The organism is Ottowia oryzae (assembly GCF_003008535.1).
Classification (GTDB): Bacteria; Pseudomonadota; Gammaproteobacteria; order Burkholderiales; family Burkholderiaceae_C; genus Ottowia; species Ottowia oryzae.
The window spans coordinates 1,820,639-1,841,607 of record NZ_CP027666.1 but is presented as its reverse complement, the minus strand read 5'-3'; the positions used below and the strand labels follow the sequence as shown (position 1 = coordinate 1,841,607).

Below are 20,969 nucleotides of genomic sequence, written 5' to 3'. Positions count from 1 at the left end.
TTTCAGTCTGCGGGGTGCAGCGTGGGGTCGTAGTCAAACCGATGGCCATTGTCGAGCAGCCACTGGGCGATGGCGGCGGGGTCGTTCACATCCAGCACGGGCCGCAAGGTGGCTGCGGGCAGCGCCTGCGGGGCGTCCGTGGCGATGGCGGTGATGAAAACGTCATCGGGGTACTGCACGGGCTTGCCAGCCGACGGGCGCCACACCTCGATCTTGTGCAGGTCGCTGAACTTGAAGCCCTCCACCAGCACCCAGTCCACGCCGTCGTGCAGCTCAGCGATCATCTGGTGGACGTTCAGCTGCGTGGGCACCTCGAATTCGCGCATCAGCGCCAGGCGGCGGTCGGAGGCGATCACCACCTCGAACGCGCCGGCCTGCCGGTGGCGCCAGCTGTCTTTGCCGGGGTGGTCCACGTCGAAGTTGTGGTGCGCGTGCTTGACCACGGACACCCGCAGCCCGCGCTGCTTCAACTCGGGGATCAGGCGCTCCAGCAACGTGGTTTTGCCCGAGCCGGAATAACCGGCAAAGCCGATCACCTTCAACGCATTCCCCCTGGATACTCTGATTTTGATAGCTGCCAGCGCACTACCCACCAGCGCTGGCGGGCTGTTTTATTCACAAGCGGTGGCCACAAAGCGCTTGACAGCCTCGGCGTCGGCGGCCATCACGCGCACGCGCCGCGGCAGCGCCTCGATGCCTTCGAACTTGGCCGGCCGATCCGGCTCGCGCCCCAAGGCTTCGACGATGGTCACCGCAAACTTGATGGGCAGCGCGGTTTCCAGCACGATCATCGGCTCGCCCGCCTTCAGGTGTTCGCGCGCCACCTTCACGCCGTCGGCGGTGTGGGTGTCGATCATCACGCCGAACTTTTCGTAAACGTCGCGGATGGTGGCCAGGCGGTCGGCGTGCACGCTCTTGCCGCTGACGAAACCGAAGCGTTCGCGCGCCTGGGCAAAGACGGGGTCGCCGCTCAGGTCAAAGTAGCCCTGCTGGCCGACACCTTGCTCAAACAGCGCCTTGGTGCGGGCGCCATCGCGGCCCACCAGGTCGAACACGAAGCGCTCGAAGTTGCTGGCCTTGCTGATGTCCATCGACGGGCTGCTGGTTTCGTGCGTGTCGGCACTGCCGCGCACGCGGTACACGCCGGTGCGAAAGAACTCGTCGAGCACGTCGTTCTCATTGGTGGCCACCACCAATTGCCGGATGGGCAGGCCCATCATGCGCGCCACGTGGCCCGCGCATACGTTGCCGAAGTTGCCGCTGGGCACGGTGAAGCTGACTTGCTCTTCATTGCTTCGGGTGGCCTGAAAGTAGCCAGCAAAGTAATAGACCACCTGCGCCAGCAGGCGCGCCCAGTTGATCGAGTTGACGGTGCCGATCTTGTACTTGCGCTTGAACGCCAGGTCGTTGCTGGTGGCCTTGACGATGTCCTGGCAGTCGTCAAACACGCCTTCGATGGCGATGTTGTGGATGTTCTCGTCAGGCAGGCTGAACATCTGCGCCTGCTGGAAGGCACTCATGCGGCCGTGCGGGCTGAGCATGAACACGCGAATGCCCTGCTTGCTGCGCATGGCGTATTCGGCCGCGCTGCCGGTGTCGCCGCTGGTGGCGCCCAGGATGTTGAGCTGCTCGCCGCGCCGCGCCAGCTCGTATTCGAACAGGTTGCCCAGCAGCTGCATGGCCATGTCCTTGAAGGCCAGCGTGGGGCCGTTGGACAGCGCCTCCAGGTACAGGCCCGGCTGCAGCGATTTCAGCGGCACGATTTCCAGCGTACCGAACACTTCGGGCGTGTAGGTTTTCTCGCAGATCGCCTTCAGGTCGGCGGCGGGAATGTCGTCGATGTAGAGGCTGAGGATTTCGAACGCCAGCGTGGCGTAGCCGTGCTGCGCGTACAGGTTGCGCCAGTGCGCCAGCGTGGTGGCGTCGACCTGCGGGTAGTGCTCGGGCAGGTACAGTCCGCCGTCGGGCGCCAGGCCTTCCAGCAGGATGTCGCAGAAACGGCGGGGCGTGGCGTCACCACGGGTGGAAAGGTAGTTCATCTGGCAATCACTCCGTTGGGGCTGCGCAACCAGGGCGGCTGCGCGGCGCTCACCCGCGCGTACACGGGGCAGTCCGGGCGATGGGCGCCGGGCAGGTAGCCGGTGCTCATCAGAAATTCATTGACGATCTCGCCACCCACAAACTTGAAGTGGCGCTTGAACAGCTTCACCCACTCTTCTTTCGATAGCGGGTGGTGCGCGTCCAGCCAGCGCTTGAAGCTGCCATGGCTGGCCTGCAGCGCCTGAATCTGCTGCGCGTTGTGGATGGCGGCGTTCACCTTCAGGCGGTTGCGCACGATGCCCGCGTCGGCCAGCAGCCGTTCGCGGTCTGCGTCGCTGTAGGCGGCCACGCGGGCGATGTCGAAGCCGTCGTAGGCGGCCTCGAAGGCGGCCTGCTTCTTGAGCATCAGCGTCCAGCTCAGGCCGGCCTGGTTGATCTCCAGCAGCAGGCGCCCGAACAAGGCGTTGTCGTCCTCGATCGGAAAGCCGTAGGCGTGATCGTGGTAAGCCTTGTTGGGGTCGGCTGTGTCGGCGGGCAGCTCGTTGACGAACGCGCAATAGCTCATGTCACACCCGCTGCCCGCGCATGGCGCGGCCTCAGTTCAGCTCTTCCTTGCGGATGCGCACGATCGGCGCCAGCACGCTCGGCAGCGCCTGCAGCTTGGCCTGCGCCGCGTTCATTGCGCCTTCGCGCGCGTCGTGCGTGAGGATGATCAGGTCGGTTTGCGTGCTGCCTTCGCCGCCCACTTCGTCGGCTTCGCGCTGCAGCAGCGCGTCTACGCTGATGCCGGCGTCGGCCAGCGTGGTGGCCACGCGCGCCAGCACGCCGGCCTCGTCGGCCACGCGCAGGCGCAGGTAATAGCCGGTGACCACGTCGTCCATCGGCAGCACGCCCATGTCGTGCATCTGCCCCTGGCGGAAGGCCAGGTGCGGCACGCGGTGATGCGCCTCGCTGGTGGCCAGTCGGGTGACGTCGACCAGGTCGGCAATCACCGCGCTGGCCGTCGGCTCGCTGCCCGCGCCCTTGCCGTAGTACAGCGTGGTGCCCACGGCGTCGCCGTTCACAACCACCGCGTTCATCGGGCCTTCGACGTTGGCGATCAGCCGCTTGGCGGGCACCAGCGTGGGGTGCACGCGCAGCTCCACGCCCTCGCCTTCGCGGCGCTTGGTGATGCCCAGCAGCTTGATGCGGTAGCCCAGCTGCTCGGCGTATTTGATGTCGGTGGCGGCCAGCTTGGTGATGCCTTCCACGTACGCCTTGTCGAACTGCACCGGAATGCCGAAGGCGATGGCGCTCATCAGCGTGGCCTTGTGCGCGGCGTCCACACCTTCGATGTCGAAGGTGGGGTCGGCCTCGGCGTAGCCCAGGCGCTGCGCTTCTTTGAGGACGACGTCGAAGTCCAGGCCACGCTCGCGCATCTCGGACAGGATGAAGTTGGTGGTGCCGTTGATGATGCCGGCGATCCACTGGATGCGGTTGGCCGTCAGCCCTTCGCGCAGCGCCTTGATGATGGGGATGCCGCCGGCCACCGCGGCTTCAAACGCCACGATCACGCCCTTGTCGTCCGCCGCCTTGAAGATCTCGCTGCCGTGCACGGCCAGCAGCGCCTTGTTGGCCGTCACCACGTGCTTGCCGGCGGCAATGGCCTCCAGCACCAGCGTCTTGGCCACGCCGTAGCCGCCGATCAGCTCGACCACCACGTCGATGTCGGGGTTGGCAATCACCTCGCGGGCATCGGCCACGACCTTGACCTGCGGGCCCACCACCTGGCGGGCGCGCTCGGTATCCAGGTCGGCGACCATCGTCACTTCAATGCCGCGGCCAGCGCGGCGCTGGATTTCTTCCTGGTTGCGGGTCAGCACGTTGTACGTGCCGCTGCCCACGGTGCCGATGCCCAACAGGCCCACTTGAATCGGTTTCATGGCTTCTAAGGTTCTATTCAAAAAATGCTTCTAGCGCCCGCCCATCAAGCGCGGGCAGCTTCTTTTTTGGTAGCAATATCAACCACGGCGGCCGCCTTGGCGTGGCGCGCGCGGTACTGCTCAAGGAACTTCGCCAGGCGGCTGATCGCCTCGCGCAGGTCGCCCTCATGGGGCAGGAAGACGATGCGAAAGTGCTGGTGGTCGGGGTAGTTGAAGCCCGAGCCCTGCACCAGCATCACGCGCGTGGCGCGCAGCACTTCCATGAAGAACTGGCGGTCGTCGGCGATGGGATACATGTTCGGGTCGAGCCGCGGGAACATGTACAGCGCCGCGTGCGGCTTGACGCAGGTGACGCCGGGAATCGCGGTGATCAGCTCGTACGCCAGATCGCGCTGCCGGCGCAGGCGCCCGCCCTCCTTAACCAGATCGTTGATGCTCTGGTAGCCGCCCAGCGCCGTCTGAATCGCCCATTGGCCGGGCACGTTGGAGCCCAGCTTCAGGTTGGCCAGCATGTTCAGGCCTTCGATGTAGTCGCGCGCATCGGCCTTGGGGCCTGACACCACCATCCACCCGGCGCGAAAACCGCAAGAACGGTACGCCTTGGACAGCGAGTTGAAGGTGAGCGTGAGCACGTCTGTCGACAGGCTGGCCATGGCGGTGTGCTTCACGTCGTCGTACAGCACCTTGTCGTACACCTCGTCCACCAGCAAGACCAGGCCGTGCTCGCGCGCGATGGCGATGATGCCCAGCAGCACCTCATTCGGGTACAGCACGCCGGTGGGGTTGTTGGGGTTGATGACCACAATCGCCCGCGTGCGCGGCGTGATCTTGGCGCGCGTGTCCGCCAGGTCAGGCAGCCAGCCATTGGCCTCGTCGCACAGGTAGTGCACGGGGTTGCCACCCGCCAGGCTGGACACGGCCGTCCACAAGGGGTAGTCGGGGGCGGGCACCAGCAGCTCGTCACCATCATTGAGCAAGGCGTTGGTCGCCATCTGGATCAGTTCGCTGGCGCCGTTGCCCAGGTAGATATCGTCCAGCGTCACGCCAGCGATGCCCTGCTGCTGCGTGTAGTGCATCACCGCCTTGCGCGCGGCGAAGATGCCTTTGCTGTCCGAGTAACCCGCCGAATCCGGCAGGTTGCGGATCATGTCCTGCGTGACTTCTTCGGGCGGATCGAAGCCAAACGGCGCCATGTTGCCGATGTTCAGCTTGATGATCTTCTGGCCTTCGTCTTCCATTTGCTTGGCCGCGTCCACGATCGGTCCGCGAACGTCGTACAGAACGTGGGCCAACTTGTCGGACTTGGGGATCGGCTTCATGGAAACACCTTGGAAGGCAATGGCTCGCCAGGAAAACCTAGAATTGGAACACATTCGCCATGCACTGCGCCGGTGCTGCGCTTCACGGGTTCCGCATGAAATTTCAGCCTGACGTCTTTGGTTCCGCCATCACCGGCTATGGCCCCGGTTGGGTCGCCGTGGGGGGTGAGCGCATCCGCCATAGCCTCATCCTGGACGGCACCACGGGCGAGCGGCGCGACTGGCACGCCGACCGGTTCGAGGCGCTGGACGCCGGCCACTTTGACCAGCTGGCGTCGCTCAAGCCTGAACTGGTGATCTTCGGCAGCGGTGAGCGGATGCGATTTCCGCGACCGCCGTGGATTCGTGCGCTGGTCGAGGCACGCATTGGACTGGAAACGATGGATACCGCGGCAGCCTGCAGGACGTACAACATACTGGCAGGAGAAGGGCGGCGCGTGGTGGCGGCCATTCTGGTCGAACAGGACAGCGACCGCGCAATCGGATAAAATAGCGGCTGGTAACTGTTGCCGACGGCTTCAACGCGGCGTAGCTTGCGCGGCGTGGGAAAACCCGTGCGCTACAGATGTGCCAAGCAGCCTATCAGAAACCGTCCGGAGATTGAAGTTCACATGGCGATCGTTGTCAATAAACCCCTGCCCGAATTCGAAGCGATTGCCACCGGCGACGTCAAGGTTACCAATACTTCTCACATCGGCCAAGCACTGGTTCTGTATTTTTACCCAAAAGATAACACTCCAGGCTGCACCACCGAAGCGATGCAGTTTCGCGACAAGTACAAGGATTTCGTGAAAGCCGGCGCCGTGGTTTTCGGCGTGAGCCGAGACAACATGAAGTCGCACGACGACTTCAAGGCCAAGCTTGAGCTGCCCTTCGAGCTGATCGCCGACACCGAAGAGAAGATGTGCCACATGTTCGGCGTGGTCAAGAACAAGATCATGTACGGCAAGAAGGTCAAGGGCATCGAGCGCAGCACTTTCCTCGTCAACGCCGACGGCATCCTGGTGCAGGAATGGCGCGGCCTGAAGGTGCCCGGCCACGTGGAAGAAGTGCTGAAAGCTGTCAAAGTTCTCAAGAAAGCCGCGTAAGCGCATTGATCGGGAAGCCCGCAACGCGGCTTCCAACTCGTCGTGCATAATGGCCCGACATGCTGTTGCAGTACGTCCTTCCGACGAGCTATCTGATCGAAGCCGCCTTGGCTACCTTGGCGGCTTTTTCATTGGCGCCGCGCTCCGCTGCCTGCGCGCGCCCCTGCACCCTGCGGGCTTCCCGCGTCATCTGAGCATCCAAGTCCATGCCCTTGCCTCCTCCTCCCACGAAGCGCGGCGCCCGCTTGGCGCACGAAGCTGTTGACTCGACCGCCGGGCGGCGCACGCGGGGCCCGGTGACAGCGACGGCGGAGAACGAGCTCGAACACCAACCCGCCGATGCTTCGGCACGCCCCGTCAAGGTCAACACTGCACCCGCGCGCGCCGCCGGCAATGCCCCACGCCGCAGCAGCCCTGCGACGCGCGCGCGCAAGCCGGCCGAGCCGGCCCGCCCTGTGAGCAAACCCGCGTTGTTGCGCGCCCAACCAGCCACCACCGCCGCGCCGCGCCTGCCTGCCGCGCCGGCACAACGCACGCGAAAAGCCAAGGCCAGCGGGCCCAAGCGCCTGTTCGTGCTGGACACCAACGTGCTGCTGCACGACCCGGTGGCGCTGTTCCGCTTCGAAGAGCACGACATCTACTTGCCGATGATCGTTTTGGAAGAGCTGGACGGCCACAAGAAAGGCATGACCGAGGTCGCCCGCAACGGCCGCCAGACCAGCCGATTGCTGGATGCGCTGGCGGGCGTCAAGGGTGCCGACATGGTTCACGGCCTGGCGCTTGATTCCACCGGCCACAGCGAAGCGACGGGCAAGCTGTACTTTCAGACCGCACCGCTCGACGTGACCATGCCGGCGGCACTGCCGCAAGGCAAGGCCGACAACCAGATCCTGGGCGTGGTGGCAGCGCTGCAAAAGCTGCACGCGAAGGAAGACGCAGCCAAAGACCCCGGCCACCGTGAAGTGGTGTTGGTGTCCAAGGACATCAACATGCGCGTCAAGGCGCGCGCGCTGGGGTTGGCCGCCGAGGACTACGAGAGCGACAAAACGCTGGAAGACGGCGACCTGCTCTACCCCGGCACGCTGCAGCTGCCGCCCGATTTCTGGACGCGCCAGAGCAAGACGGTGGAAAGCTGGCAGTCCGGCAGCCACACGTACTACCGCATCAGCGGCCCGATCGTGCCGCAGCTGCAAATTAACGAATTCGTGTACTTCGAGTCGCCCGGCGAGCCCAGCCTGTACGCCCGCGTCACTGAGATCCGTGACAAAACCGCCGTGCTGAAGACGCTGAAAGACTTCACGCACCTGAAGAACGGCGTGTGGGGCGTGACCGCACGCAACCGCGAGCAGAACTTCGCACTGAATGTGCTGATGGACCCGGAGGTGGATTTCGTCACCCTGGCGGGCACAGCCGGCACAGGCAAAACACTTCTGGCGCTGGCCTCCGGCCTGACGCAGGTGCTGGATGACCGCCGCTACACCGAGATCATCATGACCCGCGCCACCGTCAGCGTGGGCGAAGACATCGGCTTTCTGCCCGGCACCGAAGAAGAAAAGATGGGCCCGTGGATGGGCGCGCTGGACGACAACCTCGAATTTCTGGCCAAGGGCGACGCCGGCGGCGCAGGCGAATGGGGCCGCGCGGCCACCAACGAGCTGATCCGCAGCCGCATCAAGATCAAGAGCATGAACTTTATGCGCGGCCGCACGTTCCTGAACAAGTGGATCATCATCGACGAGGCGCAAAACCTGACGCCCAAGCAGATGAAGACGCTGATCACGCGCGCCGGCCCTGGCACCAAGATCATCTGCATGGGCAACTTGGCGCAGATCGACACGCCGTACCTGACCGAAGGCTCCAGCGGGCTGACCTACGCTGTCGACCGCTTCAAGGGCTGGCCGCACGGCGGACACATCACGCTGGCGCGCGGCGAACGCTCGCGACTGGCGGATTTCGCCAGCGAGGTGCTTTGACCGTGCCTGACAAGATGTTCACCACCGCGATCCAGGCCGGCATTCAGCTGTCCGACGCGCAACCCGGCCCGTATTACGTGCAACTGCAGCGCCAGTTGCAGGCGCTGATCGACAGCGGCACGCTGGGCGAAGGCAGCTACCTGCCGTCCGAGCGCGACCTGGCCGAAGCGCTCAACGTCAGCCGCACCACCGTGAAGCGCGCCTATGACGCCCTGCGCGAGGCCGACGTGATCGCCAGCAGCGCCGGGCGCGGTGGCACCATGGTCAAGCGCGCCCCGCGCGTCAGCCCGGAAATGTCGCGCCTCAAAGGCTTCACCGAGGAAATGCGCGAGCTGGGCATGGAGCCCTCCACACGCCTGCTCGCGCTGGAAGTGGTGCACGACCGCACCATCGCCAGCATCTTCGGCCGCCCATCCCACGCCCCGCTGCTGCATGTGCGGCGCCTGCGCCTGGGCAATGGCGCCCCGATGTCGCGCGAGTTGGCCTGGTACGACCTGACCCTGGCGCCGCAGCTGGAAGACTGGAGCGGCGAAGGCTCCGCCTACGCCTGGCTGCGCGAGCACTGCGGCATTCACATGGGCGAGGCCGAGCAAAGCATCGAAGCCATCATGAGCACCCCCGCCGAGATGGAAGCGTTTGGGTTCGATACGCCCATGCCGTGCCTGCTGATCAAACGGCGCAGCCAGGACGTTGAAGGCCGCATGGTCGAGTACGTCGAAGGCACGTTCCGCGGCGACGCCTACGCGTACCGCGTGCGGCTGGCGGGCTGAGCCCCAGCCGTTGGCCGCCAGCGGCTCGGCGCTCCACCGAGTTGTAGGGGGGCTGAGTTTCAAGCCATTTCTGCCGCCAGCGCAGGTGCAGCCTGCGCTGGCAGCTATCATTTTTGATGAACGTGCACCTGAATGGTGTCGGCCATGTAGACCCCTCCTCGCGGAACCTGGGCCAGTGCCCGCTGGCGTTACTCCAGGCCAGCGTCGGCTGAGCCGCCATCGCCAGGCGGCGCATCCGCCACCAGCAGCCGTTGCACCTCTGCCCAACGCGGCAGCCCCGAGATGATTCCGGCCCGTCCCGCCGCCAGCGCACCGCAGGCATTGGCCAGGCGCAGTGCCTCGCTCATGGCACCATCCGCTGCCAGCGCACGGCACAGCCCGGCGCTGAACCCGTCGCCCGCCCCAATGGGGTGCGGGTGCGCCACGGCATGCGCGTGCTCTCGGTACCGAGCGCCGTCGCGGCCGTACGCCACGCAGCCGTGCCCGCCCAGGGTAACGACCAACCATCCCCCGGCGGGCCAGGCGCGCCAAATCGCCGCCAGCGTCGACGGCGCCAGTGCGTCCAGGCGCCTATCGACCACGCCTAGCTCGCTCAGCCAGCGCGCGGCCTCTGCCCGGTTCACCACCAGAATGCGTGCAGCAGCCAGCGTTGCCGCCCAGTTCGCGAGGTCTTCTTCGCCCGCAGCGCCCTCTTGCGCTGATGGCCAAGGGGAGGCGTTCAGGACGGTCACGGCGCCCGCCTTGCCCCCCATTTCAAGCGCCGAGCGCACCAGGGCCAACGGCGACTCCAGCTGCGCATAGACCACCGCCGCCCGCCGCAGATGCGGAGCCGCTTCGTGCAACTCGGCCTCACCCAGCAGGGCGTTGGCGCCCTGAAACACCGTCACCGTGCTTTCCCCCTCGGCGGCGATCAGCCCGCACCCGTGCCCAGAGACTGCGCCTAAGCGCTGCACGAGGGCTGTGCTGAGCCCTTCGCGCTTCAGCAAGGCCACCAAGCCATCGCCCGCCGCGTCGGCGCCCGCCGCAACCAGCAGGTCCACCGCTGCCCCCAGCCGGTGCGCGCCCACGGCCACCGCCAGGCCCTTGCCGGCACACTCGCGCACGTACCCGTGCGCCAGCTGGCTTTCGTCCGGGCGTGGGCGCGTCGCCACCGTCCAGCAATGGGCTTCCACAAAGCTGCCCACGACAAACAGGCGCGACGGGTTGGGTGACTGTCCGACCATGCGCACAGGATATTCGACGTGCGTGACGAAAGGTGCAGGCGCCGTCGCCTGGCGGACAAGGGCGAACTGGTCGAATGTCCGACAGGCATGCCGGCCCCAGAGCTCTCAAAGCTATCAGATTCGTAGCACCCAGCGCCCTTCTGGCAAGCGCCAGAACCGAATTTGAGCACTCATGCCGCGCTTGATGGTCGCACACGACCATGGCGCGTCTGAAAGCTGGGTCAGCAAATGTACTGCCGCCCCAACGAACCCGACGTCGCAAGAAACGGAGATGGCCTCAGCGCTCTAGGCATAAAAAAAGCCCGCCGACATACAACTGTCGACGGGCTTGGTGATCGGCCCAAGAAAGCCAGATCACACAGCGGGACGAAACCGCGATCAGGCGGCCACGGTCTTGGCGACTTCGGCGTATTCGTCGATCTGGTCGAAGTTCATGTAGCGGTACACGCTGGCCTTGTCGGCGTCGATCACGCCCATTTCCTTCAGGTACTCGGCCTTGGTGGGCAGCTTGCCCAGGCGCGAGGCGATGGCGGCCAACTCGGCCGAGCCAAGGAACACGTTGGTGTTCTTGCCCAGGCGGTTGGGGAAGTTGCGGGTGGACGTCGAGATGACCGTGGCGCCCTCACGCACCTGCGCTTGGTTGCCCATGCACAGCGAGCAGCCCGGCATTTCGGTGCGTGCGCCGGCCGTGCCGAAGGCGGCGTAGTGGCCTTCCTTGATCAGCTCGTTCTGGTCCATCTTGGTGGGCGGTGCCACCCAAAGCTTGACCGGAATGTCGCGCTGGCCGCCCAGCAGCTTGGCCGCTGCGCGGAAGTGCCCGATGTTGGTCATGCACGAGCCGATGAAAGCTTCGTCGATCGGGGTGCCCGCCACTTGCGAGAGGAACTTGGCGTCATCCGGGTCGTTGGGGCAGCACACGATGGGCTCTTGGATGTCGGCCAGATCGATCTCGATCACGGCGGCGTATTCGGCGTCCTTGTCGGCTTCGAGCAGGTCGGGCTTGGCCAACCAGGCTTCGACCTTGTCGATGCGGCGGCGCAGCGTTTTCTCGTCCTCATAGCCGTCGGCGATCATGTTCTTCATCAACACAATGTTGGACTGCAGGTACTCCTTGATCGGCTCAGGATTGAGCTTGATCGTGCAGCCAGCGGCCGAGCGCTCTGCCGAGGCGTCGGACAGCTCAAACGCCTGTTCCACTTTCAGATCCGGCAGGCCTTCGATCTCAAGGATGCGGCCAGAGAAGATGTTCTTCTTGCCGGCCTTGGCCACCGTGAGCAGGCCGGCCTTGATGGCGTACAGCGGAATGGCGTGCACCAGATCGCGCAGGGTGACGCCGGGCTGCAGCTCGCCCTTGAAGCGCACCAGCACGCTTTCGGGCATGTCCAGCGGCATCACGCCCGTGGCGGCGCCGAAGGCCACCAGGCCGGAGCCTGCGGGGAAGGAAATGCCGATCGGGAAGCGCGTGTGCGAGTCACCGCCGGTGCCCACCGTGTCGGGCAGCAGCAGGCGGTTCAGCCAGCTGTGGATCACGCCATCGCCGGGGCGCAGGGCCACGCCGCCGCGGTTGCTGATGAAGGCGGGCAGCTCGCGGTGCGTCTTGACGTCGACCGGCTTGGGATAGGCGGCCGTGTGGCAGAACGATTGCATCACCATGTCGGCGCTGAAGCCCAGGCAGGCCAGGTCCTTCAGCTCGTCACGGGTCATGGGGCCGGTGGTGTCCTGCGAACCCACCGTGGTCATGCGCGGCTCACAGTAGGTGCCCGGGCGCACGCCCTGCCCTTCCGGCAGGCCGACGGCGCGGCCGACCATCTTCTGCGCCAGCGTGAAGCCGGCGTTGGAAGCCTCGGGCGCCTGCGGCAGGCGGAACACGGTCGAAGCGGGCAGACCCAGCGCCTCGCGCGCCTTAGCGGTCAGCGAGCGGCCGATGATCAGGTTGATGCGGCCGCCGGCGCGCACTTCGTCCAGCAGCACGTCGGACTTGAGCGCGAAGTCGGCGATCCTGGCACCGTCTTTCTCGATCTTGCCCTCGTAGGGGAAGATGTCGATCACGTCGCCCATGGCCATCTTGGACACGTCCACCTCGATCGGCAGCGCGCCAGAGTCTTCCTGTGTGTTGAAGAAGATCGGCGCGATCTTGCCGCCCAGCGTGACGCCGCCGAAACGCTTGTTCGGCACGAAGGGAATGTCGGCGCCGGTGGCCCAGATCACGCTGTTGGTGGCGGACTTGCGCGACGATCCGGTGCCCACCACGTCACCCACGTAGGCCACCAGGTGGCCTTTTTTCTTCAGGTCGTCGATGAACTGCATCGGGCCGCGCTTGCCGTCTTCCTCGGGCTTGAAGGCCGCGTCAGGGCGGGTGTTCTTCAGCATCGCGAGGTAGTGCAGCGGGATGTCGGGGCGGCTCCAGGCGTCGGGCGCGGGCGACAGATCGTCGGTGTTGGTTTCGCCTGGCACCTTGAACACCGTCACGGTGATTTTTTCAGCCACTTTCGGGCGGCTGGTGAACCATTCGGCCTTGGCCCAGCTGTCCATCACTTCCTTGGCCTTGGCGTTGCCGGCCTTGGCTTTCTCGGCCACGTCGTTGAAGAAGTCGAACATCAACAGCGTCTTCTTCAGCGCGTCGGCGGCCACGCCCGCCACTTCTGCGTCGTCCAGCAGCTCGATCAGCGGGTGCACGTTGTAGCCACCCACCATAGTGCCCAGCAGCTCGGTCGCCTTGGTCTTGGAGATCAGATCGACTTTGATGTCGCCATGAGCCACCGCGGCCAGGAAGCTGGCCTTCACCTTGGCCGCATCGTCCACCCCGGGTGGGACGCGGTAGGTCAGCAGGTTCAGCAGAAAGTCTGCTTCGCCCGCAGGCGGGTTCTTGATCAGCTCGATCAGCTCGGCTGTCTGCTTGGCGTCCAGCGGCAGCGGCGGGATGCCGAGGACGGCGCGTTCGGCTTCGTGGGCACGGTAGGCTTGCAACATCGTTTTTTCTCCTGCGTTTCAATATCTGCAGGGCGAGGTTCGCGACACCTCGCCCCTGTCACCGCGGTAGGAAGCCGGCCCGTGGCCAAGGCCCATCCAGCGGCTTACTTTTTCGGCGCGCCGTCCAGCAGGCCAGGGCCGCCGGAGCTTTCAAGTTGGGCGGCGAACTGTTTCTGTTCGGCGGTCTGGCAGTCGTCGGCCACGCGTTGGCCCAGTTTCTGGTTCAGCACCATCGACTTATTGCCCAGCTGCAGCATCATGGCTTCGGCACGGCCGTCTTCCAGGCGGATGGCGCCGGTGCGGCTTTCCACGGGGTGCATGTAGTAGCGCTGCTTGCCGGCGCTCACGTTGAAGAACCCGGGGTTTTTCTCATCGGCCGTCACGGTGATGTCGGCGCCCAGCTCGCACTGGATGCGGCCGGTATGCACGCGCTGTGCGATCGCCAGTTCTGCGTCGGTCAGGCGGGTGGACAAGGATTCCACCGGCGTGTTCGACTCCACGGCCTTCACGGTCTTGGCAGGCACGCGCTTGCCAGCGGCCTTCTTGGCAGTGGATTTTTTAGCAGCCGTGGCCTTCTTCTCCGGGGCTTTCTTGGCGGTTGCAGCAGGCTTCTTGGCGGTGGTGCTCGTGGTGTTCGTTTGAGCCTGCGCCGCGCCCAGAGGCAGGACCAGTACAGCAGCCGCAACGATGGAAAGCGCAATATGCTTCATGGGAAAACTTCCGTTGAACAAAAACAAGAGCGGGATGATGCCATGGCGATGCGTCAAAACCAGGCCATTGCTTCCGCCGGAAGTGCCCGCCCTGTGGCATGCGCACGCTCCAGCACTTGCCAGTAATGGCGATAGCTGGCGCGATCGTGCAGCTGGCCAGCGTGGCTGATGGGCGCCCAGTCCTGGCGCTCGGCGGCCGTCAGAATCTCGACCGCTTGTTGCACATCTTTCTCTTCAGGCGCAAATGCGTCGAGGATGGGCCGAATCTGGCTGGGGTGGATGCTCCACATGCGTGTGTAGCCAAATTCGCGTGCCGCCCGGCGGGCCGCAGCACGCATGGCGTCCACATCGTTGAACTCCGTCACCACGCAATGCGAGGGCACCTTGCCTGACGCATGGGCGGCGGAGGCAATGTCCAGCTTGGCGCGAACGACCAAGGGGTGCGCAAACTGACCTGCCACGCCCATGCCCTCGGCGGGAATGGCGCCAGCGTGCGCGGAGACGAAATCCATCAGACCAAAGCTGAGCGATTGCACGCGGGGGTGGGCTGCAATATCAAATGCACGGTGCACCGCGCCCGGCGATTCAATCAACACCTGCAGCGGCATGCCCTGCGGGTACGCCGCCAGAACGGCGGCCTCGGCGCGCTGGACATCCGCGACAGATTCCACCTTGGGGATCATCACGTGCGTCAGCCGATGGCCTACCTTACCCACGATCTGAGCCACGTCGGCTTCAAAAGCGGGGTGATCCACGGGATGCACGCGAACGCCCACCCGCGCCTCGGGCGCGGCACCGCGCACCAGCTCGGTCACCAATTGCGCATGCTCGGCTTCGGCCCCCACGGGGGCGCCGTCCTCGCAGTCGAGTGTGACGTCGAACACGCAGGTGCCGAACTCTTGCGTCATCTCGGCCTGCAGCTGCAGGCTCTTGCGCATGCGCGCCTCCACGCCACTGTAGTGGTCGCACACCGGCAGCAGGCCGGTGCTGGCCTGGGCGCCGAGAAGGACGTCACGCGGATGAGCCATGGGCTGCAGTGAAGACCTGCGGATCAGAGCAGGTGTTTGACGCCGTCTTGCTCGCCTTGCAGCTCAGCCAGCGTCTTGTTGATGCGCTCTTGCGAGAAGGCATCAATGTCCAGACCTTCGACGATCTTGTACTCGCCGTTCTCGGTGGTAACCGGGAAGCCAAACACCACGTCCTTGGGAATGCCGTATTCACCGTTGGAAGGCACGCCCATGGTCACCCAGTGGCCGTTGGAGCCCAGTGCCCAATCACGCATGTGGTCGATGGCGGCGTTGGCAGCCGATGCGGCCGACGACGAGCCGCGCGCTTCGATGATGGCAGCACCGCGCTTGCCCACGGTGGGCAGGAACACGTCGGCATTCCACACCTGATCGTTGACCATGTCCTTTATGGACTTGCCATTGGCCGTGGCGAAACGGTAGTCGGCGTACATCGTGGGCGAGTGGTTGCCCCAGACGGTCAGCTTTTCGATATCGCCCACTTTCACGCCGGTCTTGGCGGCCAGTTGCGAAGCAGCGCGGTTGTGGTCCAGGCGCAGCATGGCGGTGAAGTTCTTGGCCGGCAGATCCGGGGCCGACTTCATGGCGATGTACGCGTTGGTGTTGGCCGGGTTGCCCACCACCAGCACCTTGACGTTGCGCGAGGCAACGGCGTTCAGCGCCTTGCCTTGGGCGGTGAAGATCTGCGCGTTGGCGGCCAGGAGATCGGCGCGCTCCATGCCTGGGCCGCGTGGGCGAGCACCCACCAGCAGCGCGTAATCGACATCCTTGAAGGCTTGCATGGGGTCGCTGTAGGCTTTCACACCCTCCAGCAGCGGGAACGCGCAGTCTTCCAGCTCCATGATCACGCCCTTGAGGGCTTTCTGGGCTTTCTCGTCCGGAATCTCAAGCAGTTGCAGGATGACGGGCTGATCCTTGCCCAGCATCTCGCCAGAGGCGATGCGAAACAGCAATGCGTAACCAATTTGACCTGCTGCGCCGGTGACGGCCACTCGTACGGGCTTCTTGCTCATGGTTGGAGACTCCAGATAGTGGTGATGGGTGCGGACAATGCCTGGCGTTCGTTGCGCTTTCATGATGAAACCGCCGCCCAGACAACCGCTGATTGGAAAACCTGCGAAGTGTATCCGCGATAACCCTTAGGGGTCAATTTGTCTTGTGTCTTATATAAGATATTATTGCAACCTCCGCTTACCGACCCCTGACCCGCTTCCTCCATGGCTTCCAACGCTCCCCTTACCCCGCCCGACGGCGGATCGACCGAGTCGACCTCGGGCGCATGGTCGGGCCAGGCGCCTGCGTTCAGCCCGCTGTACCAGCAGATCAAGGGCCTGATCCTTCAGAGCCTGCAGCAGGGCGAATGGAAGCCCGGCGAGGTCATTCCCAGTGAATTCGATCTGGCCGCCCGTTACAAGGTCAGCCAGGGCACGGTTCGCAAGGCGGTGGACGAGTTGGCTGCCGAAAACCTGCTGGTGCGGCGGCAAGGTCGCGGCACCTTTGTGGGCACGCACGCCGAACAGCAAGCGCAGTACCGCTTCCTCAGGCTGGTGCCTGATCACGGCACCATCGACAGCGAAGGCCCTGCGCAACGCGATTTCGTGAATTGCAAGCGCCAGCGCGCCAGCGCCGACGTCGCCCGCCTTCTGGGCCTGCGCACCGGCGATCCGGTCTTGCAGGCGCGACGCCTGTTGCGTTTCAACGGCGTGCCGACGATCTTGGAAGACATCTGGCTGCCCGGAGGCCCGTTCAAGGGCCTCACGGCCGAGCGGCTGTCGCAATACCACGGGCCGATGTACGCTTTATTCGAATCGGAGTTTGGCGTTCGCATGGTGCGCGCCGATGAAAAAATCAGGGCCCTCGCGCCCGATGCGTCGCAGGCCGCCCTGCTGGAAGTCCCCGCCACCACGCCTTTGCTGAGCGTGGAGCGGATTGCCTACACCTACAACGACGCTCCCATGGAGCTTCGTCGCGGGCTCTATCGCACCGACACCCACCACTACCGCAACGAGTTGAGTTAGCCAAGCAGGCCGCGCGGCGTCAGGCTCAGGACAGGGCCATGCGTCAGTGTCGCGCCCTCGCGGTTGCTGCATTGCAATAGAATTTAACGGTTTGCCCGCACCCCAGAACAACATCGTCACTTTTTCCACGAGAGCCTGCCCATGAGTGAAGTCTCCAAACCCCGCCCCCAATACCGCAACCTCAACCTGTTCACGGACGTGCGAACCTATCGCTTGCCCCTGGCAGGCCTGGTGTCCATCCTGCATCGCGTCAGCGGCTTTCTGATGTTCTTGCTGCTGCCCTTCATCATCTGGTTGTTCGACAAGTCGATTTCCTCCGAGATTTCGTTCGGCCAGTTCAGCGCCGCCTTCAGCGCCGGGCTGTGGATTTTTCCGGGCTGGTTCGTCAAGCTGGTCGTGCTGGCACTGATCTGGTCGTACCTGCATCACCTGTTTGCCGGCGTGCGCCACCTGTACCTGGATGTCTCGCATCGCACCACCAAGGAGTTCGGCCGCCATTCGGCTGCGACGGTGCTGGTGGCCAGCATTGCGCTGACCCTGATCCTGGGCGCCAAGCTGTTTGGTTTGTATTGAGTCACGAGAGCAAGGAAGAACGACATGTCTGCAACCTATGGCTACAAGCGCACCGTGGTGGGCGCGCATTACGGTTGGCGCGATTTCCTGGTGCAGCGCTTGAGCGCGGTGCTGATGGCGGTGTTCACCCTGGTGCTGCTGGTGCAGGTGCTGTTCACCAAGGGCCCCATCGGCTACGACGTCTGGGCCGGCATCTTTGCCGCGCAGTGGATGAAGGCGCTGACCTTCGCCGTTATCGTCGCCCTGATCTGGCACGCCTGGATCGGCATGTGCAGCATCTGGTACGACTACGGCAAGCCGGCCGGTCTGCGCCTGCTGCTGCAGGCGGCGACCATCGTCTGGCTGGTGGCTTGCGGCGGCTGGGCGGTGCAAGTGCTGTGGCGCTCGTGATGTGCGCTTGACGTCGTCGGCCCCGAGCGGCCACCCCTGAATTCACCAAGACTGCAAAACCATGAGTTACACCAAGGAAAACACCGCCGTTCGCAAGTTCGACGTCGTCATCGTCGGCGCGGGCGGCTCGGGCATGCGCGCCTCGCTGCAACTGGCGCGCGCCGGCCTGAACGTCGCCGTCCTCTCCAAGGTCTTTCCCACCCGCTCGCACACCGTGGCGGCGCAGGGCGGCGTGGGCGCTTCGCTCGGCAACATGAGCGAAGACAACTGGCATTACCACTTCTACGACACCATCAAGGGCTCTGACTGGCTGGGCGACCAGGACGCCATCGAGTTCATGTGCCAGGAAGCGCCCAAGGTCGTGTACGAGCTTGAGCACTTCGGGATGCCTTTCGACCGCAACCCGGACGGCACGATCTACCAGCGCCCGTTCGGTGGCCACACCGCCAACTACGGCGAGAAGCCCGTGCAGCGCGCCTGCGCCGCAGCCGACCGCACCGGCCACGCCATGCTGCACACGTTGTACCAGCAGAACGTGGCGGCCCACACCACTTTCTTCGTCGAATGGATGGCGCTGGACCTGGTCCGCGATGCCGACGGCGACGTGGTCGGCGTGACCGCGATCGAAATGGAAACCGGCGACTTCTACATCCTGCAAGCCAAGACCGTGCTGCTGGCCACCGGTGGCGCCGGCCGCATCTTCCAGGCCTCCACCAATGCCTTCATCAACACCGGCGACGGCCTGGGCATGGCGGCGCGCTCGGGCATTCCGCTGCAGGACATGGAGTTCTGGCAGTTCCACCCCACCGGCGTGGCCGGCGCGGGCGTTCTGCTGACCGAAGGCTGCCGTGGCGAGGGCGCCATCCTGATCAACAGCGAAGGCGAGCGCTTCATGGAGCGCTACGCCCCCACGCTGAAAGACCTGGCCCCGCGCGACTTCGTTTCGCGCTCGATGGACCAGGAGATCAAGGAAGGCCGCGGCTGCGGCCCCAACAAGGATTACGTGCTGCTCAAGATGGACCATCTGGGCGCCGAAACTATCCACAAGCGCCTGCCTTCGGTGTACGAGATCGGCATCAACTTCGCCAACGTCGACATCACCAAAGAGCCCATTCCCGTGGTGCCCACGATCCACTACCAGATGGGAGGCATCCCGACGAACATCAACGGCCAGGTGGTCGTGCCGGTGGGTGACGAGCCCAACGTGCCCGTCAAGGGGCTGTATGCGGTCGGTGAATGCTCTTGCGTCAGCGTGCACGGCGCCAACCGTCTGGGTACCAACTCGCTGCTCGACTTGCTGGTGTTCGGCAAGGCCGCAGGTGAGCACATCATTGCCCACCACAAAAACAATGCGCACAAGCCGCTGCCTGCCGACGCCGGTGACTTCTCGCTGGCGCGCCTGAACCGCCTGGAAGCCGCGAGCAACGGCGAATACCCCCAGCGCATCGCCAACGACATCCGCAGCGCCATGCAGCAGCACGCCGGCGTGTTCCGCACGCAGGCCAGCATGGACGAAGGCGTCGCCAAGATCGCCGCGCTGCGCGAACGCGTGAAGGGCCTGGGCCTGCAAGACCATTCCCGCGTGTTCAACATGGCACGCCAGGAAGCGCTGGAAGTCGAGAACCTGATCGAAGTGGCACAGGCCACCATGGTTTCGGCAGCCGCTCGCCACGAATGCCGTGGCGCCCACACCGTGGTGGACTACGAGCGCCCTGCCGACGACCCGGTCGCGCCGCTGGGCCGCGACGACGCCAACTGGATGAAGCACACGCTGTGGCTGTCGCAAGGCAACCAACTGGCCTACAAGCCAGTGCGCACCAAGCCGCTGACCGTCGACACCGTCCCGCCCAAGGTTCGCACGTTCTGAGCGCCGCCCCGCATTAAGAAAGATCCACGATGGAAAAACGTACTTTCAAAATCTACCGCTACGACCCGGACAAGGACACCAAGCCTTACATGGAAACGGTGGAGATCGAGCTGGACGGCCATGAGCGCATGCTGCTGGACGCGCTGATCAAGCTGAAGGAAAAAGACCCGACGCTGTCGTACCGCCGCTCGTGCCGCGAAGGTGTGTGCGGCTCCGACGCCATGAACATCAATGGCAAGAACGGCCTGGCCTGCCTGACCAACCTGCGCACGCTGAAAGACCCGATCGTCCTGCGCCCACTGCCGGGCCTGCCCGTGATCCGCGACCTGATCGTGGACATGACGCAGTTCTTCAAGCAGTACAACTCGATCAAGCCCTACCTGATCAACGACACGCCGCCGCCCGAGAAAGAGCGCCTGCAGTCGCCGGAAGAGCGCGAAGAGCTCAACGGCCTGTACGAATGCATTCTGTGCGCCAGCTGCTCGACCGCCTGCCCCAGCTTCTGGTGGAACCCCGACAAATTCGTCGGACCCGCCGGTCTGCTGCAGGCCTACCGCTTCATCGCCGACAGCCGCGACACGGCAACGGGCGAGCGCCTGGACAACCTGGACGATCCGTACCGGCTGTTCCGCTGCCACACCATCATGAACTGTGTGGACGTGTGCCCCAAGGGCCTCAAGCCCGCGGCCGCGATCAGCAAGATCAAGGAATTGATGGTGCGCCGGGCCGTTTGACGGCCCCGCACCAAGGCAGCGCGCGCATGAACGGTGCTTTCCTGGACAGCCGGTTCCTGGCCAAGCTGCGCTGGCGCTGCCGGCGCGGCATGCTGGAGAACGACCTGTTCATCGAGCGCTTCTTCGAGCGCTACGAGAACGAAATCACGCCTGAGCGCGCTACCGCGCTGGGCATGCTGATGGATCTGTCCGACAACGACCTGCTCGACCTCCTTTTGGGTCGAAAGGAACCGTCGGACGATCTGGATACGCCAGATGTGCGTGACTTGCTGGCGCTGATGCGGGTTCAACCCCGCATCACGTCGTAAGGCTTCGCCTTCGCCTGCCAACCCGTATAGGAACCAAGA

Annotated in this window: 21 protein-coding genes; 11 read left to right on the top strand and 10 right to left on the bottom strand. The window is 64.6% G+C overall.

From position 1 onward, the window contains the following. Positions 1-2: 2 nt before the first annotated feature. The 5 genes from mobB to C6570_RS08540 form a co-directional block, all read right to left on the bottom strand. Complete coding sequence (gene mobB, locus C6570_RS08560; RefSeq protein ID WP_106702829.1) at positions 3-542, bottom strand: molybdopterin-guanine dinucleotide biosynthesis protein B; 540 nt, start codon at positions 540-542, stop codon at positions 3-5. A 69-nt stretch (positions 543-611) separates the two neighbouring features. Further along, positions 612-2,039 (bottom strand): threonine synthase, encoded by a 1,428-nt coding sequence (thrC, locus tag C6570_RS08555; protein ID WP_106702828.1) that lies wholly within the window; start codon positions 2,037-2,039, stop codon positions 612-614. Beyond that, entirely contained in the window at positions 2,036-2,605 is a 570-nt protein-coding gene (locus C6570_RS08550) for a DNA-3-methyladenine glycosylase I (protein ID WP_106702827.1), read from the bottom strand. Before C6570_RS08550 ends, thrC begins: the two co-directional genes overlap by 4 nt. 31 nt (positions 2,606-2,636) lie before the next feature. Then, positions 2,637-3,962 (bottom strand): homoserine dehydrogenase, encoded by a 1,326-nt coding sequence (locus tag C6570_RS08545; protein WP_106702826.1) that lies wholly within the window; start codon positions 3,960-3,962, stop codon positions 2,637-2,639. Between the two features lie 44 nt (positions 3,963-4,006). Next, on the bottom strand, positions 4,007-5,281 hold the full coding sequence (locus C6570_RS08540) for a pyridoxal phosphate-dependent aminotransferase (RefSeq protein ID WP_106702825.1): 1,275 nt from the start codon (positions 5,279-5,281) through the stop codon (positions 4,007-4,009). A 95-nt stretch (positions 5,282-5,376) separates the two neighbouring features. On the opposite strand from C6570_RS08540, the gene C6570_RS08535 reads away from it, so the two are divergent. From C6570_RS08535 to C6570_RS08520, 5 genes are all read left to right on the top strand, one after another. Next, on the top strand, positions 5,377-5,769 hold the full coding sequence (locus tag C6570_RS08535) for an Mth938-like domain-containing protein (protein WP_106702824.1): 393 nt from the start codon (positions 5,377-5,379) through the stop codon (positions 5,767-5,769). A 123-nt stretch (positions 5,770-5,892) separates the two neighbouring features. After that, positions 5,893-6,369, top strand: a complete 477-nt coding sequence (locus C6570_RS08530; RefSeq protein WP_106702823.1) for a peroxiredoxin — start codon at positions 5,893-5,895, stop codon at positions 6,367-6,369. 59 nt (positions 6,370-6,428) lie between these two features. After that, a complete protein-coding gene (locus tag C6570_RS18490) occupies positions 6,429-6,563 on the top strand; it encodes a hypothetical protein (protein ID WP_281260867.1) in 135 nt (44 codons plus the stop codon). A 12-nt stretch (positions 6,564-6,575) separates the two neighbouring features. Further along, positions 6,576-8,342, top strand: coding sequence for a PhoH family protein (locus tag C6570_RS08525; protein WP_106702822.1), 1,767 nt, complete (start codon positions 6,576-6,578; stop codon positions 8,340-8,342). Between the two features lie 14 nt (positions 8,343-8,356). Beyond that, positions 8,357-9,112, top strand: coding sequence for a GntR family transcriptional regulator (locus C6570_RS08520; RefSeq protein ID WP_106704600.1), 756 nt, complete (start codon positions 8,357-8,359; stop codon positions 9,110-9,112). A gap of 188 nt (positions 9,113-9,300) precedes the next feature. Here the strand turns inward: C6570_RS08520 and C6570_RS08515 are convergent, their stop codons facing one another. The 5 genes from C6570_RS08515 to C6570_RS08495 all read right to left on the bottom strand — a co-directional run bounded on the left by C6570_RS08515 (position 9,301) and on the right by C6570_RS08495 (position 16,053). Further along, the gene (locus tag C6570_RS08515) at positions 9,301-10,335 is read right to left on the bottom strand and encodes a PfkB family carbohydrate kinase (RefSeq protein ID WP_106702821.1); all 1,035 of its coding nucleotides are present in this window, start codon (positions 10,333-10,335) and stop codon (positions 9,301-9,303) included. A 378-nt stretch (positions 10,336-10,713) separates the two neighbouring features. Further along, positions 10,714-13,305 (bottom strand): bifunctional aconitate hydratase 2/2-methylisocitrate dehydratase, encoded by a 2,592-nt coding sequence (gene acnB / locus C6570_RS08510; protein ID WP_106702820.1) that lies wholly within the window; start codon positions 13,303-13,305, stop codon positions 10,714-10,716. Positions 13,306-13,409: 104 nt separating this feature from the next. Continuing rightward, a complete protein-coding gene (locus tag C6570_RS08505; RefSeq protein ID WP_106704599.1) occupies positions 13,410-14,015 on the bottom strand; it encodes a hypothetical protein in 606 nt (201 codons plus the stop codon). A gap of 53 nt (positions 14,016-14,068) precedes the next feature. Further along, positions 14,069-15,043 (bottom strand): HpcH/HpaI aldolase/citrate lyase family protein, encoded by a 975-nt coding sequence (locus C6570_RS08500; RefSeq protein ID WP_211297666.1) that lies wholly within the window; start codon positions 15,041-15,043, stop codon positions 14,069-14,071. A 23-nt stretch (positions 15,044-15,066) separates the two neighbouring features. Further along, entirely contained in the window at positions 15,067-16,053 is a 987-nt protein-coding gene (locus tag C6570_RS08495; RefSeq protein ID WP_106702818.1) for a malate dehydrogenase, read from the bottom strand. 204 nt (positions 16,054-16,257) lie between these two features. Between C6570_RS08495 and C6570_RS08490 the strand changes: the two genes are divergently transcribed. The 6 genes from C6570_RS08490 (at position 16,258) to C6570_RS08465 (ending at position 20,930) form a co-directional block, all read left to right on the top strand. Continuing rightward, the gene (locus C6570_RS08490) at positions 16,258-17,058 is read left to right on the top strand and encodes a GntR family transcriptional regulator (protein WP_106702817.1); all 801 of its coding nucleotides are present in this window, start codon (positions 16,258-16,260) and stop codon (positions 17,056-17,058) included. 141 nt (positions 17,059-17,199) lie between these two features. Beyond that, entirely contained in the window at positions 17,200-17,631 is a 432-nt protein-coding gene (sdhC, locus tag C6570_RS08485; protein WP_106702816.1) for a succinate dehydrogenase, cytochrome b556 subunit, read from the top strand. A gap of 24 nt (positions 17,632-17,655) precedes the next feature. Next, a complete protein-coding gene (gene sdhD / locus C6570_RS08480; RefSeq protein ID WP_106702815.1) occupies positions 17,656-18,021 on the top strand; it encodes a succinate dehydrogenase, hydrophobic membrane anchor protein in 366 nt (121 codons plus the stop codon). Positions 18,022-18,082: 61 nt separating this feature from the next. Continuing rightward, positions 18,083-19,888 (top strand): succinate dehydrogenase flavoprotein subunit, encoded by a 1,806-nt coding sequence (gene sdhA, locus C6570_RS08475; protein WP_106702814.1) that lies wholly within the window; start codon positions 18,083-18,085, stop codon positions 19,886-19,888. Positions 19,889-19,917: 29 nt separating this feature from the next. Further along, positions 19,918-20,622, top strand: coding sequence for a succinate dehydrogenase iron-sulfur subunit (locus tag C6570_RS08470; protein WP_106702813.1), 705 nt, complete (start codon positions 19,918-19,920; stop codon positions 20,620-20,622). Between the two features lie 26 nt (positions 20,623-20,648). Further along, a complete protein-coding gene (locus tag C6570_RS08465; protein ID WP_106704598.1) occupies positions 20,649-20,930 on the top strand; it encodes an FAD assembly factor SdhE in 282 nt (93 codons plus the stop codon). The last annotated feature ends 39 nt before the right edge of the window (positions 20,931-20,969 follow it).